At 66.0% G+C, this 25,468-nt stretch carries 26 protein-coding genes and 1 tRNA gene; 16 read left to right on the forward strand and 11 right to left on the reverse strand.

Annotated features, from left to right (window positions below):
• Positions 1 to 145 precede the first annotated feature (145 nt).
• The 4 genes from plsY to ruvX are packed head-to-tail and all read right to left on the reverse strand — an operon-like array spanning position 146 to position 3,589.
• Positions 146 to 763: a glycerol-3-phosphate 1-O-acyltransferase PlsY gene (plsY, locus tag D3874_RS09435; protein WP_119777866.1), complete on the reverse strand. Its 618-nt coding sequence runs from the start codon at positions 761 to 763 to the stop codon at positions 146 to 148.
• Between the two features lie 20 nt (positions 764 to 783).
• Positions 784 to 2,118, reverse strand: coding sequence for a dihydroorotase (gene pyrC, locus D3874_RS09440; protein WP_119777867.1), 1,335 nt, complete (start codon positions 2,116 to 2,118; stop codon positions 784 to 786).
• Complete coding sequence (locus D3874_RS09445; RefSeq protein WP_408899963.1) at positions 2,115 to 3,068, reverse strand: aspartate carbamoyltransferase catalytic subunit; 954 nt, start codon at positions 3,066 to 3,068, stop codon at positions 2,115 to 2,117. The genes pyrC and D3874_RS09445 overlap by 4 nt, the downstream gene beginning before the upstream one ends.
• Positions 3,069 to 3,106: 38 nt before the next feature.
• Positions 3,107 to 3,589 (reverse strand): Holliday junction resolvase RuvX, encoded by a 483-nt coding sequence (ruvX, locus tag D3874_RS09450; RefSeq protein ID WP_119777869.1) that lies wholly within the window; start codon positions 3,587 to 3,589, stop codon positions 3,107 to 3,109.
• Between the two features lie 197 nt (positions 3,590 to 3,786).
• On the opposite strand from ruvX, the gene D3874_RS09455 reads away from it, so the two are divergent.
• Entirely contained in the window at positions 3,787 to 4,050 is a 264-nt protein-coding gene (locus D3874_RS09455) for a hypothetical protein (RefSeq protein ID WP_119777870.1), read from the forward strand.
• Here the strand turns inward: D3874_RS09455 and D3874_RS09460 are convergent, their stop codons facing one another.
• On the reverse strand, positions 4,051 to 4,395 hold the full coding sequence (locus D3874_RS09460) for an MmcQ/YjbR family DNA-binding protein (protein ID WP_119777871.1): 345 nt from the start codon (positions 4,393 to 4,395) through the stop codon (positions 4,051 to 4,053).
• Between the two features lie 83 nt (positions 4,396 to 4,478).
• Positions 4,479 to 5,852 (reverse strand): Fic family protein, encoded by a 1,374-nt coding sequence (locus D3874_RS09465; protein WP_119777872.1) that lies wholly within the window; start codon positions 5,850 to 5,852, stop codon positions 4,479 to 4,481.
• 230 nt (positions 5,853 to 6,082) lie between these two features.
• On the opposite strand from D3874_RS09465, the gene D3874_RS09470 reads away from it, so the two are divergent.
• The 11 genes from D3874_RS09470 to D3874_RS09520 all read left to right on the forward strand — a co-directional run bounded on the left by D3874_RS09470 (position 6,083) and on the right by D3874_RS09520 (position 13,582).
• Positions 6,083 to 6,337, forward strand: coding sequence for an antitoxin (locus tag D3874_RS09470; RefSeq protein WP_119777873.1), 255 nt, complete (start codon positions 6,083 to 6,085; stop codon positions 6,335 to 6,337).
• A 358-nt stretch (positions 6,338 to 6,695) separates the two neighbouring features.
• Positions 6,696 to 7,010, forward strand: coding sequence for a peptidoglycan-binding domain-containing protein (locus D3874_RS09475; RefSeq protein WP_147385597.1), 315 nt, complete (start codon positions 6,696 to 6,698; stop codon positions 7,008 to 7,010).
• A gap of 211 nt (positions 7,011 to 7,221) precedes the next feature.
• Positions 7,222 to 7,839, forward strand: coding sequence for a hypothetical protein (locus tag D3874_RS09480; RefSeq protein WP_119777875.1), 618 nt, complete (start codon positions 7,222 to 7,224; stop codon positions 7,837 to 7,839).
• A gap of 88 nt (positions 7,840 to 7,927) precedes the next feature.
• Positions 7,928 to 8,215, forward strand: a complete 288-nt coding sequence (gene gatC, locus D3874_RS09485; protein WP_119777876.1) for an Asp-tRNA(Asn)/Glu-tRNA(Gln) amidotransferase subunit GatC — start codon at positions 7,928 to 7,930, stop codon at positions 8,213 to 8,215.
• On the forward strand, positions 8,215 to 9,696 hold the full coding sequence (gene gatA, locus D3874_RS09490; RefSeq protein ID WP_119777877.1) for an Asp-tRNA(Asn)/Glu-tRNA(Gln) amidotransferase subunit GatA: 1,482 nt from the start codon (positions 8,215 to 8,217) through the stop codon (positions 9,694 to 9,696). Before gatC ends, gatA begins: the two co-directional genes overlap by 1 nt.
• A 3-nt stretch (positions 9,697 to 9,699) precedes the next feature.
• Positions 9,700 to 11,154, forward strand: coding sequence for an Asp-tRNA(Asn)/Glu-tRNA(Gln) amidotransferase subunit GatB (gene gatB / locus D3874_RS09495; protein WP_119777878.1), 1,455 nt, complete (start codon positions 9,700 to 9,702; stop codon positions 11,152 to 11,154).
• A 362-nt stretch (positions 11,155 to 11,516) separates the two neighbouring features.
• Positions 11,517 to 11,723 carry a cold-shock protein gene (locus D3874_RS09500; protein ID WP_119777879.1) on the forward strand — a complete coding sequence of 69 codons (207 nt, stop codon included), beginning with the start codon at positions 11,517 to 11,519 and terminating at the stop codon, positions 11,721 to 11,723.
• 141 nt (positions 11,724 to 11,864) lie between these two features.
• Positions 11,865 to 12,296: a GNAT family N-acetyltransferase gene (locus D3874_RS09505; protein WP_119777880.1), complete on the forward strand. Its 432-nt coding sequence runs from the start codon at positions 11,865 to 11,867 to the stop codon at positions 12,294 to 12,296.
• Positions 12,297 to 12,348: 52 nt separating this feature from the next.
• Positions 12,349 to 12,441, forward strand: a tRNA-Ser gene (locus D3874_RS09510).
• 572 nt (positions 12,442 to 13,013) lie between these two features.
• Positions 13,014 to 13,286, forward strand: coding sequence for a type II toxin-antitoxin system RelE/ParE family toxin (locus D3874_RS09515; protein WP_119777881.1), 273 nt, complete (start codon positions 13,014 to 13,016; stop codon positions 13,284 to 13,286).
• Entirely contained in the window at positions 13,286 to 13,582 is a 297-nt protein-coding gene (locus D3874_RS09520; RefSeq protein WP_119777882.1) for a HigA family addiction module antitoxin, read from the forward strand. The genes D3874_RS09515 and D3874_RS09520 overlap by 1 nt, the downstream gene beginning before the upstream one ends.
• A 31-nt stretch (positions 13,583 to 13,613) precedes the next feature.
• Here the strand turns inward: D3874_RS09520 and D3874_RS09525 are convergent, their stop codons facing one another.
• Both D3874_RS09525 and D3874_RS09530 read right to left on the reverse strand, forming a co-directional pair.
• Complete coding sequence (locus D3874_RS09525) at positions 13,614 to 15,578, reverse strand: mechanosensitive ion channel family protein (RefSeq protein WP_119777883.1); 1,965 nt, start codon at positions 15,576 to 15,578, stop codon at positions 13,614 to 13,616.
• Between the two features lie 14 nt (positions 15,579 to 15,592).
• Positions 15,593 to 16,705, reverse strand: coding sequence for a 2Fe-2S iron-sulfur cluster-binding protein (locus tag D3874_RS09530; RefSeq protein WP_119777884.1), 1,113 nt, complete (start codon positions 16,703 to 16,705; stop codon positions 15,593 to 15,595).
• Between the two features lie 387 nt (positions 16,706 to 17,092).
• Here D3874_RS09530 and D3874_RS09535 point away from each other — a divergent pair, with 387 nt between their 5' ends.
• Both D3874_RS09535 and D3874_RS09540 read left to right on the forward strand, forming a co-directional pair.
• The gene (locus D3874_RS09535; protein WP_147385598.1) at positions 17,093 to 18,223 is read left to right on the forward strand and encodes a calcium-binding protein; all 1,131 of its coding nucleotides are present in this window, start codon (positions 17,093 to 17,095) and stop codon (positions 18,221 to 18,223) included.
• A gap of 90 nt (positions 18,224 to 18,313) precedes the next feature.
• The gene (locus tag D3874_RS09540) at positions 18,314 to 19,231 is read left to right on the forward strand and encodes a DUF429 domain-containing protein (RefSeq protein WP_119777886.1); all 918 of its coding nucleotides are present in this window, start codon (positions 18,314 to 18,316) and stop codon (positions 19,229 to 19,231) included.
• Position 19,232: 1 nt separating this feature from the next.
• On the opposite strand, the gene D3874_RS29190 is transcribed toward D3874_RS09540, so the two are convergent.
• Positions 19,233 to 19,613: a hypothetical protein gene (locus D3874_RS29190; protein WP_199699003.1), complete on the reverse strand. Its 381-nt coding sequence runs from the start codon at positions 19,611 to 19,613 to the stop codon at positions 19,233 to 19,235.
• Positions 19,614 to 19,845: 232 nt separating this feature from the next.
• Positions 19,846 to 20,034: a type II toxin-antitoxin system HicA family toxin gene (locus D3874_RS09550; protein ID WP_119777887.1), complete on the reverse strand. Its 189-nt coding sequence runs from the start codon at positions 20,032 to 20,034 to the stop codon at positions 19,846 to 19,848.
• Positions 20,035 to 20,371: 337 nt separating this feature from the next.
• Between D3874_RS09550 and D3874_RS09555 the strand changes: the two genes are divergently transcribed.
• Positions 20,372 to 21,676, forward strand: coding sequence for a DEAD/DEAH box helicase (locus D3874_RS09555; RefSeq protein WP_119777888.1), 1,305 nt, complete (start codon positions 20,372 to 20,374; stop codon positions 21,674 to 21,676).
• 141 nt (positions 21,677 to 21,817) lie between these two features.
• Here the strand turns inward: D3874_RS09555 and D3874_RS09560 are convergent, their stop codons facing one another.
• On the reverse strand, positions 21,818 to 23,620 hold the full coding sequence (locus tag D3874_RS09560) for a PHA/PHB synthase family protein (protein ID WP_119777889.1): 1,803 nt from the start codon (positions 23,618 to 23,620) through the stop codon (positions 21,818 to 21,820).
• A 150-nt stretch (positions 23,621 to 23,770) separates the two neighbouring features.
• Between D3874_RS09560 and D3874_RS09565 the strand changes: the two genes are divergently transcribed.
• Entirely contained in the window at positions 23,771 to 25,426 is a 1,656-nt protein-coding gene (locus D3874_RS09565; RefSeq protein ID WP_119777890.1) for an OmpA family protein, read from the forward strand.
• Positions 25,427 to 25,468 lie beyond the last annotated feature (42 nt).

Raw genomic sequence — 25,468 nt, forward strand, 5'->3', positions numbered from 1 at the left:
CGGCATCAGCGCCGTGCGTCCTTCGAGACGGCCCTTCGGGCCTCCTCAGGATGAGGAAAATTATTGTGGCACAAAAACTTGCCTCATCCTGAGAAGCCACCAAAGGTGGCGTCTCGAAGGACGCACAGGGCAGATCCAGGGCTGACTATTCCTTCTTGCCCCCGATCCGCGGTTCCGTCCCGGCGAGCAGGCGTTCGATGTTGGGGCGGTGGCGGATGAAGATCAGCACGGCGCAGAACAGGGCCAGCAGGGCGCGGTCGGTATCCGCCAGGAACAGGGCATAGGCCGGGGCCAGGCCGGCGGCGACCAGGGCCGAGAGCGAGGATATGCGCATCACCGCGGCGACCAGGGCCCAGGTGGCACAGCAGGCCAGACCGACCGGCCAGGCAATGGCGATCATGGTGCCGAGGAAGGTGGCAACGCCCTTGCCGCCCTTGAAGCCCAGCCACACGGGGAAGCAATGGCCCAGGAAGGCCGCGCCGCCGGCGATCACCGCCAGGATCGGCGCATCGAACAGCCAATAGGCCAGGAGCACGGCGACGGCGCCCTTGCCGCCGTCGAGCAGCAGGGTGGCCAGGGCCAGCGGCCGGTTGCCGGTGCGCAGGACATTGGTGGCGCCGATATTGCCCGAGCCGATCTGGCGGATATCGCCCAGGCCGGCAAGCCGTGTCAGCACCAGGCCGAAGGGGATGGACCCCAGCAGATAGCCGCCGACGGCCACCAGGATCAGGGTGAGGACGGCCGCGCCGGCAAGGTCTTCCATTCTTTACGTCGTTCCCTCGGTCAGGAGCCCGGCCTTTCGTCGAAGACCTTGAGGCCATCCACCACGGTCATTGCGACCTTGCCTGTCAAGGGCAAGCCTTCATAGGGCGTATTCTTGGATTTGCCCTTGAGCTTGTCGACATCGACGCGCCAGGGCTTGTCGGGGTCGAACAGCATCAGGTCGGCCTTGGCGCCCGCCTTGAGCTGCCCGCGGGAGCTCAGGCCCAGCAGGCGGGCCGGGGCCGCGGTCATCTTGGCCAGCACCTGGTTGAGGCTCAGCCCGTGATCGTGATGCAGGGTCAGCGCCACGGCCAGCATGGTCTCCAGCCCCGCGGCGCCGAAGGCGGCTTGCGCGAAGGGCAGGCGCTTGGATTCCACATCCTGGGGCAGGTGGGCGGAGACGATCACATCGATGGTGCCGTCCTTGATCCCCTCGATGACGGCGCGGCGGTCATCCTCGGTGCGCAGGGGCGGCGAGACCTTGGCGAAGGTGCGGTAGTCGTTCACCGCGTTTTCGTTCAAGGCGAAATAGTGCGAGGCGGTGCCGCAGGTAACCTTCAAGCCCCGGGCCTTGGCCGCGCGGATGACCTCCAGGGTCTCCTGCGCCGTGACCTGCGAGACGTGATAGCGCGCACCAGTCAAGGCCACCAGGCGCACATCGCGTTCCACCACCATCGCCTCGGCCGCCACCGGAATGCCGGCCAGGCCCAGCCTCGTGGCGACATCCCCCTCGTTCATCACGCCGTCGCGCGACAGCGAGGGATCCTGGGCGTGCTGGATCACCAGCTTGCCGAACAGGGTGGAGTAGGACAGGGCGCGGCGCATCACCCGGGCCGAGGCGACGGTACGGTCGCCATCGGTGAAGGCGACGGCGCCGGCCTCGACCAGCAGGCCCATCTCGGCCATTTCCTCGCCTTTCAGGCCCTTGGTGATGGCGGCCATGGGCTGAACCCGGACGAGGCTGTTCTCGCGCGCCCGGCGCTCGACATATTCGACGATCGCGGGTTCGTCGATCGCGGGATCGGTATTGGGCAGGCAGATCAGGGTGGTGATGCCGCCGGCCGCCGCGGCCGCGCTGGCGCTGGCGAAGCTTTCCTTGTGCTCGGCACCCGGCTCGCCCACGAAGGCATGCATGTCGATCAGTCCGGGACTGAGGCACAGGCCGCCGCAATCCACGATCTCGACGCCGGACGGGACGCCATCGGCGAACAGGCGCGGCCCCAGATCGGCAATCTGATCGCCCACGGTCAGCAGGGCGCCCAGGGTGTCGAGGCCGGAAGCAGGATCGAGCAGGCGGGCGTTGAGATAGGCGACGAGCTTGCCCTTTTCGGCGCCCGGGTTGGCGGGACGCTTCACGACGCCTCTCCCTGTACGTTCGGCAGGTGGCGGGTGAGGGCTTCCAGGCAGGCCATGCGCACGGCGACACCCATCTCGACCTGCTCGCGGATGACCGAGCGGTTGATGTCGTCGGCCACCAGGCTGTCGATCTCCACGCCGCGGTTCATGGGTCCTGGATGCATGATCAGGGCATCGGGCTTGGCCAGGGCCAGCTTGGCCTGATCGAGGCCGTAGAGGTGGAAATATTCCTTCAGCGAGGGCACATAGGCGCCCTGCATCCGCTCCATCTGCAGGCGTAGCATCATGACGATGTCGACGTCCTTCAGGCCGCGGGCCATGTCGTGATGGACCTCGACGCCCAGTTCCTCGACCGCGCGGGGCATCAGGGTGGGCGGGCCGATCACGCGCACCCGCGCGCCCATCGTATTCAGCAAATGGATGTTCGAGCGGGCGACGCGCGAATGCAGGATATCGCCGCAGATCGCCACCACCTGGCCCTCCAGCCGGCCGCGGCGGCGGCGGATGGTGAGGGCATCGAGCAGGGCCTGGGTCGGGTGCTCGTGGGCGCCGTCGCCGGCATTGATCACGGCGCAGCCGACCTTTTGCGAGAGCAGGTGCACGGCGCCCGAATCCTGGTGGCGCACCACCAGCACGTCCGGGTGCATGGCGTTCAGGGTCATGGCCGTGTCGATCAGGGTCTCGCCCTTGGAGACCGACGAGCGTTGAACCGCCATGTTGATGACGTCGGCGCCCAGGCGCTTGCCCGCCAGCTCGAACGAGGTCGAGGTGCGGGTCGAGGATTCGAAGAACAGGTTGATCTGGGTGCGCCCGCGCAGGGTCGACTTCTTCTTGTCGATCTGGCGGTTCTGCTCGACGTAGGAGTCGGCCAGATCCAGCAGATAGGTGATGGCCGGGGGCGAAAGCCCCTCGATGCCAAGCAGGTGGCGGTGCGGGTAGCCCGTGCTCATGGAGTCGCTCATCGGGCTCGTTCTATAAGGGTCGCCGGTCACGGCCGCAAGGACTGCCGCCGCGAACTCGCCGCATCGAGGAAGCCCTGGAGGATGTAGCTGGCGGCCAGCTTGTCGACCAGTTCGGCGCGCCTGGCCCGGGTCATGTCGGCATCGATCATCATGCGGGTGACCGCGGCCGTCGACAGCCGCTCGTCCCAATAGGCCAGGGCCATGTCGCGGCGCTTGAGGAATTCGGTCGCGAAGGCGCGGGTCGCCTGCACCCGCGGGCCGGTGGTGCCGTCCATGTTCATGGGCAGGCCCAGCACCAGGCCCGCCACGGCGTGGCTGTCGATCAGGGCGAACAGCCGTTCGATATCCACGGTGAACTTCACCCGCCGGATGGTCTCCAGCGGGCTCGCCACCGTGCGCGAGGTGTCGGACAGGGCGAGGCCAATGGTCTTGGTCCCCAGATCGATGCCGATCACACGGGCGGCACGGGGCAGGGCGGCTTCAAAATTATCGAAATCGAGCAGGGGCATTCGGACTCGTTGTCTGTCTGAAAGCCCCCTCCGCCCTTGGGGGGAGGGGGTTGGGGGAGGTGGGCCGCACCGACCGGCGGTGTTCCCCTCCTCACCCTAACCCTCTCCTTAAGGCGGAGGAGAGGGAATTTGACTTGGGAAGCGGCAGGCGTATCGTCGCGTCGCTGAGGGCACAGCGCTTTCAAGGTAGTTTCCCCATGACACTCAGTCGGCGCGTTTTCCTGTTCGGCTCCGCCTCGGTCCCCGCCCTGGCCCTGACCGCCGGTTCGGCGCGGGCTTGGTCGACCCAGGATGTCGGGCCGACCGAGCAGTCCTTGATGGCGGCGCGCTGCACGCCGGCGCCCCACGACAACGCTCATCTGCAAAAGGCCCTGGACCTGCTGGGCCAGGCCGGCGTGCCGATTCCGCTGACCACGGCCCAGGCCTGCCCGCTCTGCGGCTGCACGATCCAGCCGGGTTGATCATCTATCTTTGAGCAGCCGCCTGGGCGCCTTCAGGCGCCAGGCGACTTCGAGGCGGCGGGCCAGTTCGGCGTCGGTGATCCTGGCGGCGCGGACCAGGATGGCGGCCCAGCCCTTATAGTGGTCGGTCTCGAAGTAGATCTCGGGCGCTGCCTCGATCAGCAGTTCCTTCTCCTCGAGCGGGCACATCAGCACCAGCGTCTCGGCGTCTTTCACCCGCATGAAGCCCTTGCCGCCTACCTTCAGGGCGGGCGTGCCGTACCAGGTGCTCTCCTCGACTTGCCGCAGGCCGGCGGCCGCCTTGCGGGCTTTGGCGAAAGCGGGCGAGAGGTCAGGTGCCGTCATGAGCGGAGGCTAGGGCAAAGCCCGCCGTATGTCATCCTGGCTGCCGCGACTGCCTGTGTTTCCGGGGCGGGCCAGAGGACGGGTCAGGTCAATCCCCAAGCGGCTTGCCATGCCGCAAAGTCGGATGGGCGTATACGGTAACGGGCGAAGTTTCCCTCGTGCAGCCCGACAATCTCGCGCTCCGCAAGGTCGCGAAACCGTTCCCGATCGGCTTCACCGATATGCTGCCCGATCCATGATGTAATGTGGGCGGCGGCGGCCTTGCGACCCATGTGGGCGCGCACGACCTCACCGACGATTTCTTGCAGCGCCGCCCGGTAGCGCAGCCGGAACGGATCGGGTTCGCCCAGCGATTGGCGCACGGCGGCGTAGCGTGCCGCCGAGCGTTCATAAGCCCAGATGAACAGGTCCTTGAGCAGATCGACACGGCGCAGTTCGTACACGCCGAGAATGGCGTCGGTATAGGCTTGCCTCGGCACGTCGGTGAAGGAGAGTGGCGCCAGATTGCGCTTGACGAGCGGGATGTTCGCCGCAAGGCGCGACACGCGCTTGTTCACATCATCGAAGGGTTGCAGGTAGGGAAGCTGCACCATGACGAAGAAAGCCTGTTCGAACGGATCGCCGATGGCAGCCAGGGTGGCCAAAGCCTGATCGAAGCATTCCTCGATGACCGAGGGGGCTTCGAGCGGATGGAAAACCGACTTTTCGATGCCGACGGCGATACGCCGCAGGCGCCCGGCCGCTGCTTCGTCGGCTAGCAGGTTGTTGGCGAGGATCGCGTGGAGGTTGAGGATCGTATAGCGATTGAACCCGATGTCCTCGGCGGCGTTCACCAGGAATTCGATAGCGCCCTTGTGGTTCAGGATCATCTGCGCTTCGAGCCGTTCCTTGCCCTCGGCTTCCTCGCCGAAGTCGATCAGCCGTCTGGTGTCGAGCAGTGAATAGGTGTTGCCCTCGAGGCGGCTCGAGTTCCAGGACAGGTCGATCAGCAGGCGATTGAGGATTTGCTTCGCATATGTACCGGCGGGCTGGTCGCCGGTTTCCACGGCGCCGATCTTCGACAGATGCGCCCGCTCCCCGTCATCGAGATAGGTGCTTGCGTTCGGGTGGTAGGCATCGAGGAATCTCCGATCGTAGCCGACCGGCTTGCGGCGTTCGACCGGCTGGCGGACATAGGCCAACACCTCCTTGCCGCCGCCGGACAGCGGAATTGCCGCGTCCGCCGCCGGTGGGACAGCCTGCGCCCCGCCGGGCAGGTAATATTTCGCCCAGCGGCGCTCTCCCTTGCGGACAAGCCGCCCGTTTTCGGTCAGGGAGCGAAGGTGGCGTTGAAGCGTGCGGGAGGGGATCTCCGCCGCGAGCGTCGCCGCGATCTGGCCGAGCGAGGCGCCGCCCGGGTGGCTGCGGATCACGGCTTCGATCGCGGACAGTTCCTCTGCCGGCAATGGTTTGGCCATTCTTGCTCCTTCACGGCGCATAGGCTGCATGCGCCATTAAAGCGGGTTTATGCGCCGTTATCAACTCTAAGCGCCATGATATGGCGCATATTCGGGCTATGCGCCAAATGGGCGTTTTTTTAGGTGTCCTGGCAAGTACCCCATCCGGCGAATGCCGTCCTGGCGCCTCGGTTTACGGTAAACCCACATTTGCGGTAATGTGGGTTTCCGTAAATCGTGAGGCCACTGCCATGAGCCGCTTGACCATCGACATTACCGAACAGCAGCACCAGAGCCTGAAGGCCTTGGCCGCGTTGCAGGGCAAGACGATCAGGCAATATGCGATCGAGCGGCTGTTTCCCGCCTACGCAGGCGAGGAGGCGGCGTGGCGGGAACTGCAAACGCTACTCGGCCAACGGATTGCCGAAGGCCTGTCGGGCGGCACGTCCAGCAGAAGCATCGACGCCATCGTCGATGAGGAGTTGGGGCAGGACGGCGACGCTTGAGCGCCGCGCAGGCCTGTCCCATCTGCGGCTGCACCATCCAGCCGGGCTGACCGCACCCCTCACAAGTCGTCCCGGCCTTGAGTCGGGACCTTTCTCCGGTCCAGACGCTGGGAACGCTGGCCGGAAGATTCCGGGTCGCCGCCCGGTCTGCGCCGGGATGACGGCGGGTTTCGAGCCTGTGGCGAGCCTGGATTTTTCGCCTGTCGCGTGATCGTCGGCACTGGCATGCCGTTATTTGGCACGTCGCTGCTGCACAGGATGGATCGCCGGTTGCCATTCCGTGTGGAGGCCGACATGGTGCGAGACAGGGTAGCATCGCAGGTCATCGGGGGCGTTGATGTCGGGGATGAGGTCGAACTTGTTTGCGTCCGATCGACGTCTGCAAGCCTGTCTGGTCGATCATGCGGCCCATGTAACGCCGGGGTGCGAGGGGTTCTTCGTCGCCCTGGTTCAATACGCCTTGGTGCTTCTCGACGGCGCCAGGATCGATGGGCGCGAGATGCAGGCCATGACCTATGGCCCAACGACGGCACGCGCCGTTCTCACCTACAAGACCAGACGAAATATCGTGAACCACAGTTATCAGCAATCGGCAGATGACATCGTGGGCAAGATGACAATCGCCGCCTTGGATCGTGAAATGGCGACCTACGAGCGCATGGCGCGGCGTTAAGCAGGGCGTCAAGATCATGACATCATTTGTGGACTTCAGTATCGGATTTACCGGGGCGCACGACCCATACCTCAGTTCGGTAAGAGCGCCGATAGATGATCCCACAGCGCAATTGGCCGTAGATGGCAGCGGACATCCGGGCGGGAGCAGGGTGTTGGTTCGATATTGCACCGGTTCCAGCAACGCGAGCGATAGCGGCGACTGTGCCTGGATGGCCGACGACATCATCAAATTCATCAAAGCGGCTCAGGCCAAGCACAGCGCCAAGGCAGGCGCCATTTGTCTGATGGGCTATAGTTCGGGATGTTTTGTGGCGCTCGCCGTCGCGGCCAAGCTCAAGGCCTCCGGCTTCGGCCGTCTTGCCTACATCGGCCTCGGCGACCTGCCCATATTTCCCCTTGGCCGCCAGCCGGCGGTCGCGAATGGAGTCGGCCAGGTCATCCCCCGTAACGACCCGAGTTTCGTCTTGCCAGGAGGCGGCAAACCAGAGGTTATGAAGTTTCCCGTCGATGCCGTCATCCTCAAAAACTACTACCAGACGGCTGGAAACGGTCCGATCAAGCCATTTGCAAGAAAGCCGAATGGCACAAGGGGCTGGTGGTGGGCCTCGGGAATGCTGTACGGCGAGGTCCACGGGATGATTCTTGAGTGGGACAATGTCAGGGCAGAGGTGTTGGCGGGTATTGACAAGCTGAGCCACTTCGGTCCGTTGGCACGTTTGGCTTTAGCCGACCAGTGCCATATTCAATTCTGCAAAGGATACTGCCCGGGGCAATTTCGAACCGATGCGACGGCGGCGATGCTGGACTACATCAGGGCGAACCCATAGCTTCGCCGGCGCCTGTTTCCCGTGCGCCTTGCCATCGGGCACCCCACATTGCTAGGTTCCGCCCCTGCATTTTTCGGGAATTCAAGAAATGTCGGTCGATCCCGCCACCGTAAAGAAGATTGCGCATCTGGCGCGCCTGCGTGTCGACGAGGCCGACCTGCCGGCCCTGGCGGCCGAGGTGAACGGTATCCTGGGCTTTGTCGAGCAACTCCAGGCCGTCGACGTTTCGGGCGTCGAGCCCATGACCAGTGTCGTCCATGTGAAGCTGCCGCGCCGCGCCGACGTGATCACCGATGGCGGTGACCCGGAAGTGGTGCTGGCCAATGCCCCCAACCGGCTGGAAAGCTTCTTTACCGTGCCGAAGGTGGTCGAGTGATGGCGTCGGATCTGACCAAGCTTACCCTGGCCGCGGCCCGCGATGGGCTGCGTGCCCGCGACTTCTCCGCCGTCGAACTGGCCAAGGCCCAGGTCGCGGCGATCGAGGGCGCGCGCGTCCTCAATGCCTATATTACCGAGACCGCCGACCTGGCCCTGGCCCAGGCCGAGGCCGCCGACGTGCGCCTGGGCCGCGGCGAGGCGCGGCCGCTGGAAGGCCTGGCGCTGGGCATCAAGGACCTGTTCTGTACCAAGGGCGTGCTGACCACCGCCGGCTCCCACATTCTGGACGGTTTTAAGCCGACCTATGAATCCTCCGTCACCGCCAATCTGTGGCGCGACGGGGCGACTTTGCTGGGCAAGCTGAACATGGATGAATTCGCCATGGGCTCGTCCAACGAGACCTCCTATCACGGCGGCGTGATCAACCCCTGGCGCCGGGCGGGCGACAATGCCCCGCTGGTGCCCGGCGGCTCGTCGGGCGGTTCGGCCGCCGCGGTCGCGGCGGACCTGTGCCTGGCCGCGACCGGTACCGACACCGGCGGTTCGATCCGCCAGCCGGCGGCTTTCACGGGCATTGTCGGGATCAAGCCGACCTATGGCCGCTGCTCGCGCTTCGGCATCGTCGCCTTCGCCTCGTCGCTGGACCAGGCCGGGCCGATGACCAAGACGGTGCGCGATGCCGCCATCATGCTGAAATCCATGGCCGGTCACGACCCCAAGGATTCGACCAGCGTGCCGGTGGACGTGCCCGATTACGAGGCGGCGCTGACCGGCGACCTGCGCGGCAAACGCATCGGTGTGCCTAAGGAATACCGGGTCGACGGCATGCCCCAGGAGATCGAGGCGCTGTGGGCCAAGGGCCTGGACTGGCTGCGCGATGCCGGTGCCGAAATCGTCGAGGTCTCGCTGCCCCACACGAAATACGCCCTGCCGGCCTATTACATCGTGGCCCCGGCCGAGGCCTCGTCCAACCTCGCCCGCTACGACGGCGTGCGTTTCGGCCTGCGCGTGCCGGGCAAGGACCTGACCCAGATGTACGAGAACACGCGGGCCGAGGGTTTCGGCAAGGAAGTGCGCCGGCGCATCCTGATCGGCACCTATGTCCTCTCGGCCGGCTACTACGATGCCTATTACACGCGGGCGCAGCGCCTGCGCAGCCTGATCGCGCGGGATTTCGAGCGGGCCTTCGAGACGGTCGACGCCATCGTCGGCCCGACCACCCCCTCGGCCGCCTTCGCCACGGGCGAGAATGCCGACGATCCGGTCGCCATGTACCTGAACGACGTCTTCACCGTCACCGCCAACTTGGCCGGCCTGCCGGCCATGTCGGTGCCGGCCGGCCTGTCGGGCGACGGCCTGCCGCTGGGCCTGCAGGTGATCGGCAAGGCCTTCGACGAGCCCGGCGTGCTCAATGTCGGTTACGCGCTGGAACGGGCGGCGAATTTCACCGCCAAACCCGCCGCCTGGTGGAGGGCCTGAGCCATGAGCAATTACATCAAGGGTGCAACCGGCGATTGGGAAGTGGTGCTGGGGCTCGAGGTCCACGCCCAGGTCCTGTCCAATGCCAAGCTGTTCTCGGGCGCCGCGACCGATTTCGGTTCGGCACCCAATTCCCAGGTCAGCCTGGTCGATGCCGGTTTCCCCGGCATGCTGCCGGTGATCAACGACCATTGCGTGGAACAGGCCGTGCGCACCGGCCTGGGGCTGAAGGCCAAGATCAACTATTGGTCGCGCTTCGACCGCAAGAATTACTTCTACGCCGACCTGCCCAACGGCTATCAGATCTCGCAGTTCAAGGACCCCATCGTGGGCGAGGGGCGCCTGCTGCTCGACATGCCCGACGGCTCGACGCGCGAGATCGGCATCACCCGCCTGCACCTGGAACAGGATGCGGGCAAGAGCCTGCACGACCAGCATCCCAACCTCACCTTCGTCGACCTGAACCGGGCCGGCGTGGCGCTGATGGAAATCGTCTCCGAGCCTGACATGCGCTCGTCGGAGGAGGCGGCGCTGTACCTGACCAAGCTGCGCACCGTGCTGCGGTACTTAGGCACCTGCGACGGCAATATGGAGGAAGGCTCCATGCGTGCCGACGTGAACGTCTCGGTGCGCCGGCCGGGCGGCGACCTGGGCACGCGCTGCGAGATCAAGAACGTGAACTCGATCCGTTTCGTCCGCGCGGCGATCGAATACGAGGCGCGGCGCCAGATCGACGTGATCGAGGATGGCGGCACCATCAAGCAGGAAACCCGCTTGTTCGATTCGACCAAGGGCGTCACCCGTTCCATGCGCTCGAAGGAAGAGGCGCACGACTATCGCTACTTCCCCGATCCCGACCTGCTGCCCCTGGAACTCGATCCCGCCTGGGTCGAGGCCATCGCGGCCGGCCTGCCGGAACTGCCCGACGAGAAGAAGGCGCGCCTGGTCGCCGACTATGGCATCAAGCCCTATGACGCCGCCGTGCTGGTGGCCGAGCGCGAGCCGGCCGACTTCTTCGAGGCGGTGGCCAAGGGCCGCGATTCCAAGCTCGCCGCCGCCTGGATCATGGGCGACTACTTCGCCATGCTGAACCGCTTGGGTAAGAGCGTGGTCGACAGCCCGGTTTCGGCCCAGGCGCTGGGCGGGTTGATCGACCTGATCGCCGACAACACCATTTCCGGCCGCATCGCCAAGGAAGTGTTCGAGGCCATGGTCGAGACCGGCGAGGAACCGGCCGCCATCGTCGAGAGACAAGGCCTGCGCCAGGTCACCGACACCGGCTCGATCGAGAAATCGATCGACGAGGTGCTGGACAGACACGCCGACAAGGTCGCCGAATACCGTTCCGGCAAGGACAAGCTGTTCGGCTTCTTCGTCGGCCAGGTGATGAAGGCGACCCAGGGCAAGGCCAACCCCGCCGCGGTGAACGAGATCCTGCTGAAGAAGCTGCAGGGGTAGATGCCTGTTTGAGAATTCGTCATCCCGGCCGAAGAGCCGGGATCTCATGACGCGTAAGTACCGGAAACGCTGGTCCAAAGATCCCGGATCTGCGCTGCGCTCCGTCCGGGATGACGAGAAATGGACGTTTCAAATCGGGCTCCAAGCGCGCCCGTGCTCTCGGCAGCGCATGGCTGACCGGCGCCCTCTATTACCTCTTGTGGATAATTGTCTTTCCCCGCATTCTCCCTCCGTTCACGTTTCGACGTGGGGCGACTTGTGCCGACGCTCTGTCCTCGGCCCCGATCCCTTCCCGACATTGAAATATGTTCCGTCCTGCGGATCCCCGCGGGATGACTGACGACACTGAAAGACTAATCGACATGACGACCGGCACCGTTAAGTGGTTCAATTCCGTGAAGGGCTTCGGCTTTATCGTTCCCGACGACGGCTCGAAGGATGTCTTCGTGCATATCTCGGCGGTTGAGCGTTCGACGCTCGGCAACCTTCAGGAAGGCCAGAAGATCAGCTTCGAGCTCGAGAAGGGCAAGCAGGGCAAGGTCTCGGCGGTAAACCTCCAGGCCGCCTGAGCCCTCAGGGCTCGCGCTTCAAAACCCCGCGACGGCGACGTCGCGGGGTTTTGTTTGGCTGCTCTGCGACAGGCGCTGTCGCCTCGACCGGCCTCCACGGCTATCGTGTGGCCGGCGACCGATTGGACAGAAAGCCCGCTGATGACCCGTCCTGTTTTCGAAGCGCGGACCGATGACGAGGTCCGTGCCCTGTTTCCCGTCGTGGTGCAGTTGCGCCAGCACCTGACCGGCCCGGAAGACCTCGCCACGCGGGTCTCGGGCATGCGCGCCGGCGGTTTCCGCCTGGTCTGGACGGCGGACGAGGCCGGGGTGCCGGTGGCGGTCGCCGGGTTCCGGGTTTACGAGACGCTCTATGCCGGGCTGAAGCTCTATGTCGACGATCTGGTGACCACCGAGGCCCGGCGTGGCAAGGGCGACGGCACGGTCTTGATGGCCTGGCTGGTGGCAGAGGCCAGGCGCCTGGGGTGCAGCGAACTGGACCTCGATTCCGGGGTGCAGCGGGCAGGGGCCCATGCCTTCTACTTCGCCCGCGGCATGCACGTGTCGAGCTTCCACTTCCGGCTGAAAGTCTAGCGCCCCACCTCGTTGACTTCACCGAACGGGGCAGCTAAACAAGGCGCCTTGCGGAGTCGTGGCCGAGCGGCTGAAGGCGGCGGTTTGCTAAACCGTTATAGGGGGTAAACCCCTATCGAGGGTTCGAATCCCTCCGACTCCGCCAGATTTCCCGCCTTTTACAGTGTTCCTGGCCTGTGTTCGGCACCAGCGTGGTCCGACTGCGCTGTTGCCCGCATACCGGTCTTAGCCGTGAGCCGCCGTTTCCGTGTGGTGCAGCCAAGGAACGCAGCAAAAGGCCTCATTGGTTGCCGTTTCGACTGAGTCATAGATCCCGCAATAGGGTCCAGGTGGTCCCCATGCTTCTCCCGACCCCTCGCCAGCCGCGACAATTGGGCTGTCAGGGTCGTTGGTCTTCGCCGATGCCAGCCACTGCCTTCGGTATGAAAAGGCGCCGTCCGGTCGCTGTACGATAAGGACGCTTTGCTCCCCATCCGGGCTCACGATGACAGTCAGGATGCGGTCGTCCTGGGTTCGATTGTTCATGCCGTAACCTGGGTCTGTCAGCCTGAAAAGCTGCATGATTGGCGCCACGCATGGTGGTGTGTGGCGTCCACACATGTTGCCACGGTAAACCCAATGCAGCCTCCTCGCATAATTGCTACCCGCCGGCGTAGCGCGGGTTCGGGCCGTAAGGTGATGCTTTACACCAATCTCGTAAGGTAATACCTTACATTCATGATCAAGTCGTTTCGATCAAAACCCCTCGAAGCCTTTTGGGCCAAGGGAGTCGGCAGGAAGCTGCCGGTCCAAAACCACGCCCGGCTACGGCGCCTGTTGTTCGCCTTGGACGCCGCGACGAGGCCTGAGGATATGAACCTGCCTGGCATGAACTTTCACGCCCTTCAGCCCATCCCGAGCCGCTGGTCGGTATGGGTGACCGGCAATTACCGGCTCACCTGGGCTTGGGACGGCGGCGCCATCGATGTCGACATAGAGGACTATCACTGATGACCACGAACCTTGCCCCGATGCACCCTGGCGAGCTGCTCCGTGAGGAAATCCTGCCCGCCACCGGCCTGTCCAAGACCGCGGTGGCGGCGCGGCTTCACATCTCCCGGCAGTCGCTCTACGACATTCTGCGAGAGAAGCAGCCCGTTACGTCGAACATCGCGCTGCGCCTGGGGCGCCTGTTCGACAATTCTCCGGCCTTCTGGCTGAACCTTCAGGCCAACTACGACGTGGCCGTGCTGGGGCAGCAGCTCAAGGACGAACTGGCCAAGATCGAGCCGTTGCGGGCGGCCTGATGGCGGTGGCGGTTTTTCCGCACTGCTGCCATCACCGTTGATCCTCGCCGCCCAGTACCGGGGTCGGCCCCGCGCCCTGGAAATCCGCGAACGGGATCCCGGCGGCGCGCAGGGCGGACTCCAACTGCTTGTAGGCGAGGGCGCGGACGTCGAACTGCTTGCCCGGCGCCGTCTCGAATTTGCAGCGGAAGATTTTGACGCCGGGGTCGATGCGATAGAGCTTGCCCTTCAAGGGCTCGCGGATCATCGGGCCGATCTCGGGATCGAGCAGCATGGTCTCGCCCACCTTCTTGATCAGCTTGCGCACCTTCTCGCTGTCGACGTCGAGCGGCAGGGGGATGTTGAACTTGATGATCACCCAGTCGCGCGAGGTGTTGCGCACCGTGCCCAGGTCGCCGAAGGGCACGAAATGCAAGGGACCGTTGTGGTGGCGCAGGGCGACGGTGCGCAGGGTGATGCGCTCGACCGTGCCCTTGGTGGCGGCGCCGCTCTCGATATATTCGCCGATGCGGAAGACGTCCTCGGCCAGGTAGAAGATGCCGGTGATGATGTCGCGCACCAGGGTCTGGGTGCCGAAGCCCAGCGCGATGCCGACGACGCCGGCACTGGCGAGCAGGGGGGTTACCTCGATCCCCAGCGCCCACATGGCGCTAAAGGCGAAGACGATGATCAGCACTACCGCCGCCGTGGTGCGCAGCAGCGGCAGCAGGGTGACCAGCCGGGCATTGGGGCCGACCTCGCCGGCATGGGGGTCGATCGGGCCGATCTGGGCCAGGCGATGGTCGATGGTCGACTTGGTCGCGATCCAGGCGAGGTCGGCCAGCAGGCCGAGGGCCACCACGCCCAGGACGTTGAGCCCGAAGTCGAGCAGGGGGCTGCGTTCGCCGCGCATCGCCATGTCGGCCAGCGGCGAGGCCAGGGCCAGCGCCGCGACGCCCAGGCCCAGCAGCACCACCACGAGGCGGGCCACCGGTAACACCAGGGATGGCACCAGGGCCGGATCGGGCCGCCCCACCCGGTCGTCCGCGTCCATCAATGCCTCGGCCGCGATCTCCTCGCGCCAGAACGAGAACACGGCGTCGTGAAGCATCGTCTGCAGGGCCAGGATCACGGCGATGTCCGCCACGATCACGGCCGCGTCGCCGCTGCCCACCAGCCACAGGAGATAGACCAGCAGCACCAGGCAGGCGGCGAAGAAGGCGCGCGGGAAGCGCGGCAGGCGGCCGGCGCGCAGGCGGCTGCGCACCCGGTCGGCCGGCGCCAGGATGCCCAGGCACAGGCCCAGCAGCAGGAGCATGGTCGCCGTGGCGCAGAACAGGCTCAGCGTCGCGGCAAAATGCGGCGCCTGCAGGGTGCGCTCGATCAGGCCGGGCAGGAAATGCCCGGTGACCAGCAGGCCTGCCACCGCCAGCGTCGCAACGGCGGCCGGCAGGACGGCCTGGGACTCGACCGGCACCAGGCGCAGGGCCGGGGCGCCCGGCGCCAGCAGCAGGTCGATGGCCAGCCACACGAGACGGATGGCGACCAGCATCAAGGTCACGGTCACCACCGTATCCTCGACCCCGGGCGGCCAGGTGAGGGCGGCGGTGGTGCCCAGGATCGCCACGGTGAACACGACGAGGCCGAAGAACTTCAGCCACAGCCGGCGCAGGCCCAGCAGCAGCACCCGGCGCGGCGATCCCGCCGGGGTCGCCTCCAGGGCGCGGCGGGCGGGGATCGCATAGGTCCAGTAGAGCCATTCCAGGCCGCCGCCCACCACCAGCAGGATCAGCAGATAGGCGACCGCGCGCACCCCTTCGCCGCTCATCATCCCGGCGCTGACCTGGCCGCCCAGGCGCTGCCATTCGGCCGGCGCGGCGACCAGGTGCTCGATGATGGTCCACAGCCTGGCGCGCGCCTGTGCCAGCAGGTCCATGGTCATGTCGGGCATGGCGGCACCGCCGGCCTGCGCTCGGGCCAGGCCGGGCAGCAGCACGGCGCCGGCAGCCGCAAGCAAGCGGGCGTGCCCTCTCATTGGACGGGTTCCGCCGCGCCGCGCGGCGCCCAGTCTTCGGGCGCGCGGGCGGCCTCGGCCCCGACATAGGCCGGGAGCAGGCGGGTCACCGCGACATCGCCGTCCCGCAGCCGCGCCTGGCAGGCCAGGCGCACGCCGGCGCCGGCGTGCAGCAGGGCCAGCGCGTGCGCCTCGATCGCGCCCGGCGGCGACAGCGTGCCCTGGTCGAGCGTAATGCGACAGGTGCCGCAGCGGCCGCGTCCGGCGCAGACATGGGCATGGGGCACGGCGGCCAGGCGGCTGACCTCCAGCACGGTCAGGCCGCGCCGGCCCCTGGCCACGCGGCCGTCGTCATAGGTGACGTGCAGGGTGCGGAAGCGGCTGCGGAAGACGCGCCAGCCGACCAGGGCGAAGACCGCCAGGGCGATCGCCCAGTAGACGGTCAGGACCTGGGCCTGGACGGTATCGAGCTGCGGCTTCACCGCCGCCAGCCGGACCACGTTGGCGGTGACCGCGCCGTGGAATGCCTCATCCCCGGCAAAGCGGGCCAGGGCGGCCTTGCCCGCCTCGACGAAGCCCAGCAGGGCCAGGATCGGCACCGCGAAGAGCAGCGGCAGCACCACCCGGCCCAGCCGCGTCCAGGCGGGTTTCAGCACCATCCAGCCATAGAGGCCGATCGCGCCGTGGACCCAGACCAGCACCACCACCAGCAATTGCTGGATGGCATAGTCGGGGGCGAGGCGCCAATAGATCACCAGCATCAGGCCGTAGCTGATCTCGATGTCGGGCGCCAGGCCCAGGCTGAGCCGCGTCAACAGGACGTGGGCCAGCAGCAGGGGCGGGGTCAGCAGGCCCAGGATCATCTGCACCAGGTCGCTGCGGCTGAGCGCCAGGCTGCGCCGGCGGGCGATCGAATAGAGGCCCAGGCCGGCATGGGTGACGGCGGCAAACAGCAGCAGGGCGGTGCCCGGCAGGCTGGACCAGGGGCCCATCAGGGTGGCACGCCAGGCCTCCATGGCGGCCAGCGAGTCGAGACCCAGGGCGAGGGTGATCAGATGGGTGGCCACGAAGACGATCAGGATCAGTCCGGTGGCGAGCCGCAGATTCCGGACGATGATGGCGAAAGGCATCGACGAACGCTCCCCCAGCCGGTTCCCCCGGCTTCCGATGACGATCAGGCCGGAGCCTCCCGCCCGTCAAGCCCGCGTGACCGGCGCATGTTACACCGGGCCGGCCAGTGGTTGAAAGAGTATGCTGCAGTTGCGTAAAATATTTGCGTCAGCAGCATGAACGTCGATGGTCGAATTTGCAGTATTGATTCAGCCACTTATGCCGGGATTTTGAGTGGCTTGAAAAAACGCCGGAATTCTGTCTTTTGAGATAGTTGCCAAAAAGCGGGCGGTATCGCCATTTTTGGCATAAAAGGTCGTCGACCCGGTGAGCCACTGGCCAAAGTCATCGTATAATCATCAAGTGCCGGGCTACGCTCGGCCGGTTCTCTGGGGGAGACACAAAACATGTCCAATCTGAGCGTTCGTACCCAACTCGATATGAATGCCTGGGCGCTCTCGCTGATCTTCGGCGAGGCCGAGCCGGGCACGGCGACCAAGCTGCGCATCCGCATCGATGCCGACGATTATGTCGACCTGATCGGCACCGGCTTCACCTATGACATCGATGGCACGCCGACCGGCGGCACGGTCAAATCGATGACCTCGGTGGTCGACGGCCTCGTCCAGTTCGTCCTGAACCAGTTCAGCGTGCCGGTGGTCGACATCATCGCCACGATCGAAGCCTTCGACGCGAATGCCTTCCTCGGCCTGTTCTTCGGCGGCAACGACCGCATCACCGGCGATGACCTCGACGATGTCCTCTACGGCTTTGGCGGTTCGGATTCCATGACCGGCGGCCTGGGCAACGACGCGCTCTTCGGCGGTGACGGCAACGACAAGTTCTATCTGCAGGACGGGGGTATTCACGATACCGCGTCCGGCGGCCTGGGCAACGACACCTACTACATCGATGGCGTCGACAGCATCACCGAGGCCGACGGCGAGGGCACGGACACCGCCAACATCAAGGGCGACTTCCTGCTCGACGAAGGCAATTCGATCGAGAACATGAACGCGGTGGGCAATGTCGATGGCGACATCACCGGCAACCAAGCGCGTAACAATATCAAGGGCGATGCCAGCGACAACGTCCTGTCCGGTGCGGGCGACCGCGATACCATCGCCGGCGGCAGCGGCATCGACACGATCAACGGCGGCGACGAATACGACCGCCTGTTCGGCGACGGCGGCAACGACAGCATCTTCGGCGACGACGGCACCGATCGTATCGAAGGCGGTACCGGCAACGACCTGCTCTATGGCGGCGGCGACGACAACGATCGCGATACCTTCATCTTCACGGTGTCGGATGTCAGCTTCGGCCGCGACACCATCGTCGACTGGGAGGATGTAACCGACCGGATCCAGATCGAGGGTTATGCCTCGTTCGCCGCGGCGGTTGCCGACGGCATGACGATTTCCGAGGATGCGGGCGGCAACGCCATCATCAAGTTCACCACGCCGATCTCGACCATCACCTTGAGCGGGATCGATCAATCCCAGGTCACCTCGGCCGACTTCGTCTTCATCGCCTGAGATCCCGACGTGCAAGCCGGCCCGGCGCGAGCCTGGCCGGCTTTTCTCTTGCTATGATCCCTGGTCGCCGATGCGACGGAGGCCGGAGAGATGTTCGAGCGCCTGGTCCATTCGGATTGGAGCGTCGATGCGCGCAAGCGCTGGTGCGCGTCGGCGCGCCGGGCCGCGGGGCACTGGCGCGTTTCATGCCCGCGGCGGGTGCCGCCGCTCGAACAATTCGTCGATGAACTGTTCGATGGCCGCGTGCTGGCGGGCTTCGATTTCCCGATCGGCCTGCCGGCCGCCTACGGCGCCCGCACCGGATTCGAGAGTTTTCGCGAAGCATTGAATGCTTTTGGTTCAGGGCCTTGGCATCAGTTCTTTGAGGTAGCGGATGATCCTGCCCAGATCAGCCTGCACCGGCCCTTCTACCCCCGGCGTTCCACCACCGGTGCCAAACAGCCCCACCTGCTGGCGGCACACGGTGTCGCAGCACTCGACGCCCTGCATCGGCGCTGCGAACGCGCGACGGCCGAGCGCCGCGCCGCCAGCACCCTGTTCTGGACGTTGGGCGGCAACCAGGTCGGCAAGGCGGCGCTGACCGGCTGGCGCGGCGTGATCCGCCCCGCACTGGCCCGGGGGGCCCGGCTGTGGCCGTTCGACGGCACCCTGGCGGCCCTGGCTGCGACCGGCGGCTGCGTCCTGTGCGAGACCTATCCGGGCGAGGCTTACGGACACGTCGGCGCCCGCTTTCGCTCGGGCGAGAGCAAGCGCCGGCAGGCCGATCGCCGGGCCAAGGCGGAAGCGATCATTGCCTGGACAGGCCGCCACGGTGTGATCTTCGAGGCTGCGGCACGGGCCGCGATCCTCGACGGCTTCGGCCCCTCCAACTCGGGCGAGGATCCGTTCGACGCCCTGATCGGCCTGCTCGGCATGATCGAGGTGGTCGAGGGCCGGCGCACGCCGGGGCCGGAGCAGGACGATGAGATCAGGCGCTGGGAGGGCTGGATCCTGGGGCAGCAACTCTGAATTACTTCTTCAGCGCTGGCTTCCTGGTCGTTTCACCGCTGATTTTGCCGCCCTTTGCCATACGAGCCTTCGCGGCAGGCCCATCCCTAACCGCCGACGTCTTCGCCACCGCGTGCAGGGGTGCGTAGGATATGTCACTGGTCAGTGGAGTGGCCCCGGGCCTCGCACTGACAACTGGTGAAACGACGAGTGCTTTGCCAAGGGCGTCGAATGCGGCGTCAAACTGGTCGAGTTGGGTGGCGTGATCGAGCCGGAAAAGGCGATCGACCTGTTCCCTATGCCAATTCAGTTGGCGCGCCAGCCCCGCCCTTGTCATGCCGGCCACGCGCAGGGCCGACCACAGAGCAACCTTAATCGATGTTTGTGTGGGCAATTTGACCACGGCGGTACTGCTGTCGCCCGCCGACGCCTTGAGGTCGTCGACAGACCCAAGAGCATCGGGGATCTCTTCCCCCTCGACATCCTGGCCGCAATGGCTTCCTCCATGGCATCGCGAGCGTGCGCCAGGGCATCCTCCCGGTCATCACCAAAGGTGGTGAGTTCGGGAAAGGCGGGAGAGGTCACGAGCATCGTGCCGTTGTCGTCGGGTACCAGGATCACAGGGTACAGGAGCATCATTTCAATCCCAGATCCTTGAGGATCTTGTTCACAAGGCCGGTGCCGAGTTCTTTGTTGGAGCCATGCATCGGCAATTGCGACGTGCGATCGCCACGACGAACCGTCACGTGGCCGCTGCCGCCCTTGTGGGCCTCGAAGGTGCAGCCGTTCTTTGAGAGAAGACGTCTGAGTTCGCTGGCATTCATGAGTATAGCGTGGTCAACAGATCTGTGGAAGTCAACAGAAATGTAGAGTCTCCTCGGCCGATCGATGACCTATCAGCCGTGGCGCTGGTACATTGGCGGATAATTTGACTTATCCCTTCGCATCTGCAATAAGACCTGCGTCGGTATCGCCGACATCAGGCGCTCCAGCCGCGTAAGGGACGTGTCCACGTCCATCCTGTTGAGCGCATCGAGTATTCCAACCATCCGACAGCCCAGGCACGCGGGGCATGTCTCCGCAGCTGCCTTTGCGGCAACGCTCGAGCCTTGTGTGGGCCAGGGGCGTGCCGATGGCTTGTTTTTGGGAAGTTTTTCCTCAGTGACTCAGTTTACCGATCTCGGCCTGGCCGAGCCTATCCTCCGCGCCCTCAAGGACGAGGGTTACGACACGCCCACCCCGATCCAGGCGCGCGCCATTCCCTCCCTGCTCGAAGGCCGCGATATTCTGGGTATTGCCCAGACCGGCACCGGCAAGACCGCGGCTTTCGCGCTCCCCATCCTCAATCGCCTGATCTCGGGCGGGACCAAGGCGCCGCCCAAGGCCGCCCGGGTCCTGATCATGGCACCCACCCGTGAACTGGCCGCCCAGATCGGCGACAGCTTCCGCACCTATGGCCGCCACGCCAAGATCACCGTCGCGGTGGTCGTCGGCGGCGTCAGCCACAGCGGCCAGATCCGCGCCCTGTCGCGCGGCGTCGACGTCCTGGTCGCCACCCCCGGCCGCCTGCTCGACCATGTCGAAGGCGGCACCGCCCGTCTCGATCACTGCGAAGTGGTCGTGCTGGACGAGGCCGATCACATGCTGGACCTGGGCTTCGTGCTGCCGATCCGCAAGATCCTGAGCAAGGTGCCCAGCCGCCGGCAGAGCCTGTTCTTCTCGGCCACCATGCCGCGCGAGATCGCGACTCTGGCGGGCGAGATGCTGCGCGATCCGGTGCAGGTCGAAGTGACCCCGGTCGCCACCACGGCCGAGCGCGTCGCCCAGCAGGTCTATCTGATCGAGGCCGGCGGCAAGCGCAGCCTGCTGATCGAACTGCTCGGCAAGCCCGAGGCCAAGCGCGCCCTGGTCTTCACCCGCACCAAGCGCGGCGCCGACCGGGTGTGCGAATATCTCGAGGCGGCCGGCATCCCGGCCGCGGCGATCCACGGCAACAAGAGCCAGGGGCAGCGCGAGCGTGCCCTCGATGGTTTCAAGAGCGGGCGCTGCCGCGTCCTGGTCGCGACCGATATCGCGGCGCGCGGCATCGACGTCGACGGCATCACCCATGTCGTCAATTTCGAGCTGCCCAACGTGCCGGAAAGCTATGTCCACCGCATCGGCCGCACCGCGCGCGCCGGGGCGACCGGCATCGCCATCTCGTTCTGCGACCGTGAGGAGCAGGCCTATCTGCGCGATATCGAGAAGGTCACGCGCCAGAAGCTGCCGGTGATCGATCGCCGGGTGAACCCCAACGCCGCTGCCGAATATGCGGCACCGGCCTCGCGTCCGGCCCGGCCCCATGGCCATGGCGGCCGCCCGCAACAGAACCACGGCAGTGGCCGCCCGCAGCAGAACAATCGGGGCGGTCAGGGCCGCCCGAGCGGCCGGGCCCAGGGCGGCGATCGCCGCCAGGCCCGCGGCTGAACGCTGTTTTCCCCCCTCCGCCCGCTTGCGGGGGGAGGGGTCGGGGAGGTGGGTCGGGCCGCTTCGAGATGCCGGTGACCTGTACCCACGACCTCCTCACCCAACCCTCTCCTCCCGCGGAGGAGAGGGCTTTCGATGGCGTCAGGCCTTGATCTTCACGTAAGTCCCCGGCGCATCGTCCAGGACGCGCAGCTTGCCGTCGCCGGGGGTACGCGCGGCGATCTTGGCGCCCGACTTGGTGGACATCCAGCGGTCCCAATCCGGCCACCAACTGCCCTTGTGCTCGGTCGCCTTGGACAGCCAGTCCTCGAAGCTCTCGGCCCCGACCAGGTCGTCGTTGATCCAGTGCTGGTACTTGTTGGCTTCCGGCGGGTTGATCACGCCGGCGATGTGGCCCGAGCCGGCCAGCACCAGGCGGGCGTTGTTCTTGAAGATCCGCGCGCCCCGGAAGACCGAGCGGGCAGGGGCGATGTGATCCTCGCGGCTGGCCACGAAATAGAGCGGCACCTTCACCTTGTTCAGGTGGATCGGCACGTTGTTCATGGTGATGCCGCCGGGCTGCGACAGCTTGTTCTTCTGATAGCACTCGCGCAGGTAGAACATGTGCATGGCGATCGGCATGCGCGTCGCGTCCTGGTTCCAGAACAACAGGTCGAACGGGAACGGGTCGCGGCCGAGGAGATAGTTGTTCACCACGAACGACCAGATCAGGTCGTTGGCGCGCAGCATGTTGAAGGTCTGCGCCATGTCGCCGCCTTCCAGATAGCCCTTCTCGGACATCCGGTCGGCCAGGAATTCGAGCTGGTCCTCGTCGACGAAGACCGACAGCTCGCCGGCCTCGGTAAAGTCGACCTGGGCGGCGAAGAAGGTGCAGGCGGCGATGCGCTTGTCGCCGATGGTCTGGAGATAGGCCAGGGTCGCCGCGGTCAGGGTGCCGCCGATGCAATAGCCGATGGCATTGACCTGGTGCTCGCCGGTCGCCTGCTCGACCGCGTCGAGCGCCGCCAGCAGGCCCTGGTTCATGTAGCCCTCGAAGCCGATCTGGGCGAGCTTGCTGTCCGGGTTGACCCAGGAGATGACGAACACGGTATAGCCGTGGTCGACCGCCCACTTGATGAACGAATTCTGCGGCTTCAGGTCCAGGATGTAGAACTTGTTGATCCAGGGCGGGGTGATCAGCAGGGGCCGCTTGTAGACCTTCTCGGTCGCCGGCTCATACTGCAGCAACTCCATCAGGTCGTTGCGGAAAATCACCTTGCCCGGGGTGACGGCGATATTCCGGCCGACCTCGAAGGCATTGGGATCGGTCATGCGGATGTCGAGGCGGCCCTTGCCGCGCTCCAGGTCCTCGAGCACGTGGTCGAGGCCGCGCACCAGGTTCTCGCCGTTGCTCTCGATCGTGACCCGCAGCACTTCGGGGTTGGTCAGCACGAAGTTGGAGGGCGCGATCGCGTCCATGAACTGGCGGGTATAGAATTCGACCTTCTTCTTGGTCTTGGGGTCCATCCCCTCGACGTCGTGGACGGTGCTCTGGATCCAGCGGGCTGACAGCAGATAGGCCTGCTTGATGAAGTCGAAGGCCTGATTCTCTTCCCAGCTCGCGTCCTTGAAGCGTTTGTCGCCCTTGGCCGGCTCGATCACCGGCTGGGGCTTTTCGCCCAGCAGGCGTTTCGTCGCAGTCTGGAAAAGCGAGACATAGTCGCGCCACAGCCTGACCTGGGCATCCAGCAGCTGACCGGGGTTGGCGATGATCTTCGCCGTCATCTCCAGATAGGCGGAGGCCAGGTTCGACGGGTCGAAATTGACGTTCTTGCGGACGATGTCCTGCCGTTCCATGAACTCGGCCACCAGTTTCCGGCACCGCTTGGCGATTTCCACCATATTTCGGGCTAGAACGGCTGGATCTGGTATCGGCTGCTGGTCTTTGCCGTGTTGATCGGCCATCGGCCATTCCTTATTCTGGGCGTATCGAAAATAGGGTGGGCTTCCTCGCGGCGCGGAGTATATGTGCTTCGCCTTATGCGTTAAAGTCGACGAAGGCGAACAAAGTGACGCGGCGCCTGCGCAGCCGCTTTAAGTTGGGGTTTGACAGAGATGGTCGCAAAGGTCGTCCAGGGTGGGGATGCGTCGCCGCGTCTCGTGCCTTCGCTCGTGATCGCGGTGGGGCTCGCTTCGGCAAGCCTGGGTGCCGTGATGGCGACGAGCGCCGTGACGACCGCCCAGGAGGCGGCGACCGGCAATACCCCGGCCACCACGGTCGATCCCGACGCGGTTCGCCGCCCGGCCACCATCGAAGACAGCTTCCCCAACCTGGGCACCGTTCCCGGCCGGCCTAAGCCGTCGATCTCGGCCACGGATCGCGCCGCGATCACCAACAGCCTGATCGGCGACCGCAACAATGCCCGCCATACCGCCGAGTCGCTGCGCGGGGGGCAGGAGGCTGCCGCGCCGCCGCCGCGCAGCCTGCCGCCGGTTGCTGCCAGCGAGATTCGCGATCCCAACGAGGAACGCCGCCGCCTCGCCGACGAGACCGGCCAGACCGCCTTCGGCAGCTATCAGCGGCGCGAGAACGGCGCCCAGGTGCCCCCGCCGTTGCCCGTGACGCCCGAGGCGCAGACCTACGCCACCCGTCCGGTGCCGGCATCCTCCGCCGGTGGCATGGCGGCCGGCGTACCGCGGTCCGTGGCGCGTCCTTCAGCCGCAGCGGCGACCGAGACTGCCGCGGCGGTCCCTGAGTCGGCCGACCCCGCCGCCCCGCGGACGGATGCCGTGCGGCCGCTTAAGGTGCCGCCGACCGTTGCCAGCCTGCCGGCCCCCGCCGGGCAGCCGCAGCGCGAGATCGCCGCCGGCCCGACGCCGCAGGTGATCGCCTCGATCAATTCGCCGCCCGCCGCGCGTCCGGCGGCGGCCCGCCCCGCGACAACCCGCCCGGCCGCAACCGCGGTTGCCGCAGCCGCCGCGCCCGCAGCCGGCAGCCGGTATGCGCCGCCGGCCGCAACCGCGTCGCAGCCGGCTCTGCGCGTTGCCGGCGGCGCCACGCCGGCCGTGGCGCCGCGCGGCTCGACCACCGTCGCCGCGGTCGAGGCCCGGCCGCTGACACCGTCGGTCGCCGGCGGTTCGCGCGAACTGGCCGTGCCCGCCAACGCCCCGCCGGGCGTCGTCGTCAACGACGTCTATCTGCAGCAGCTCGCGGAAACCCGGCGCCCAACCAGCGTGCCCGTCTCGATGCCGCAGTTCGAGGTTTCCACCGCGCCCGCCCTCCCGGCCGGCGCCGCCGTGCCGATGTCGCCGGCCATGCAGGCCGCCCTGGGCAGCAGCGGTTCGACCCGCGCCCGTGCGCCGGTGCGCCTCGATATTCCGGCCGAAACCACCCGGCCGCGGGCCGCGGTGGCGCCGGCGCCCCGGCGTGCCACTGTTGCGGCCGATGGCAGCACGGTGATCGGCTTCGCCGCCGGCTCCATCGACCTCACGCCCGCCGCGCGCGAGAGCATTCGCCAGATGGCGGCCGCCCTGCACTCGGGCGTGTCGCAGGTGCGGATCGTCGGCTATGCCCGCTCGCGCGGCGACGCTGCCGATTCGATCGAGGCTTTCGGTCTGTCGATCGACCGGGCCAATGCCGTCGCTGCCGAATTGATGGCAGCCGGCGTGCCGCCGCGTGCCGTCAAGGTCGAGGCGATCGTCGCCGATGCCGGCGCCGCCACCGCCCGAGCTAGGGGCAAGGGACCGGAAGCGGTCGTCTTCGTCGAGTAATAAACTCAACCTTTCAACGTCAACTATCCCTCATTCAAGGGT

Origin of the sequence: Oleomonas cavernae (assembly GCF_003590945.1) — a bacterium.
GTDB lineage: Bacteria > Pseudomonadota > Alphaproteobacteria > Zavarziniales > Zavarziniaceae > Zavarzinia > Zavarzinia cavernae.

Bases quoted from the DNA above. Each gene is read 5' to 3' on its own strand.
- plsY (WP_119777866.1), bottom strand. From the start codon at position 763: ATGGAAGACCTTGCCGGCGCGGCCGTCCTCACCCTGATCCTGGTGGCC.
- D3874_RS09445 (WP_408899963.1), bottom strand. From the start codon at position 3,068: ATGAGCACGGGCTACCCGCACCGCCACCTGCTTGGCATCGAGGGGCTT.
- ruvX (WP_119777869.1), bottom strand. From the start codon at position 3,589: ATGCCCCTGCTCGATTTCGATAATTTTGAAGCCGCCCTGCCCCGTGCC.
- D3874_RS09455 (WP_119777870.1), top strand. From the start codon at position 3,787: ATGACACTCAGTCGGCGCGTTTTCCTGTTCGGCTCCGCCTCGGTCCCC.
- D3874_RS09460 (WP_119777871.1), bottom strand. From the start codon at position 4,395: ATGACGGCACCTGACCTCTCGCCCGCTTTCGCCAAAGCCCGCAAGGCG.
- D3874_RS09465 (WP_119777872.1), bottom strand. From the start codon at position 5,852: ATGGCCAAACCATTGCCGGCAGAGGAACTGTCCGCGATCGAAGCCGTG.
- D3874_RS09470 (WP_119777873.1), top strand. From the start codon at position 6,083: ATGAGCCGCTTGACCATCGACATTACCGAACAGCAGCACCAGAGCCTG.
- D3874_RS09480 (WP_119777875.1), top strand. From the start codon at position 7,222: ATGGCCGACGACATCATCAAATTCATCAAAGCGGCTCAGGCCAAGCAC.
- gatC (WP_119777876.1), top strand. From the start codon at position 7,928: ATGTCGGTCGATCCCGCCACCGTAAAGAAGATTGCGCATCTGGCGCGC.
- gatA (WP_119777877.1), top strand. From the start codon at position 8,215: ATGGCGTCGGATCTGACCAAGCTTACCCTGGCCGCGGCCCGCGATGGG.
- gatB (WP_119777878.1), top strand. From the start codon at position 9,700: ATGAGCAATTACATCAAGGGTGCAACCGGCGATTGGGAAGTGGTGCTG.
- D3874_RS09500 (WP_119777879.1), top strand. From the start codon at position 11,517: ATGACGACCGGCACCGTTAAGTGGTTCAATTCCGTGAAGGGCTTCGGC.
- D3874_RS09505 (WP_119777880.1), top strand. From the start codon at position 11,865: ATGACCCGTCCTGTTTTCGAAGCGCGGACCGATGACGAGGTCCGTGCC.
- D3874_RS09515 (WP_119777881.1), top strand. From the start codon at position 13,014: ATGATCAAGTCGTTTCGATCAAAACCCCTCGAAGCCTTTTGGGCCAAG.
- D3874_RS09520 (WP_119777882.1), top strand. From the start codon at position 13,286: ATGACCACGAACCTTGCCCCGATGCACCCTGGCGAGCTGCTCCGTGAG.
- D3874_RS09530 (WP_119777884.1), bottom strand. From the start codon at position 16,705: ATGCCTTTCGCCATCATCGTCCGGAATCTGCGGCTCGCCACCGGACTG.
- D3874_RS09535 (WP_147385598.1), top strand. From the start codon at position 17,093: ATGTCCAATCTGAGCGTTCGTACCCAACTCGATATGAATGCCTGGGCG.
- D3874_RS09540 (WP_119777886.1), top strand. From the start codon at position 18,314: ATGTTCGAGCGCCTGGTCCATTCGGATTGGAGCGTCGATGCGCGCAAG.
- D3874_RS09550 (WP_119777887.1), bottom strand. From the start codon at position 20,034: ATGAATGCCAGCGAACTCAGACGTCTTCTCTCAAAGAACGGCTGCACC.
- D3874_RS09560 (WP_119777889.1), bottom strand. From the start codon at position 23,620: ATGGCCGATCAACACGGCAAAGACCAGCAGCCGATACCAGATCCAGCC.
- D3874_RS09565 (WP_119777890.1), top strand. From the start codon at position 23,771: ATGGTCGCAAAGGTCGTCCAGGGTGGGGATGCGTCGCCGCGTCTCGTG.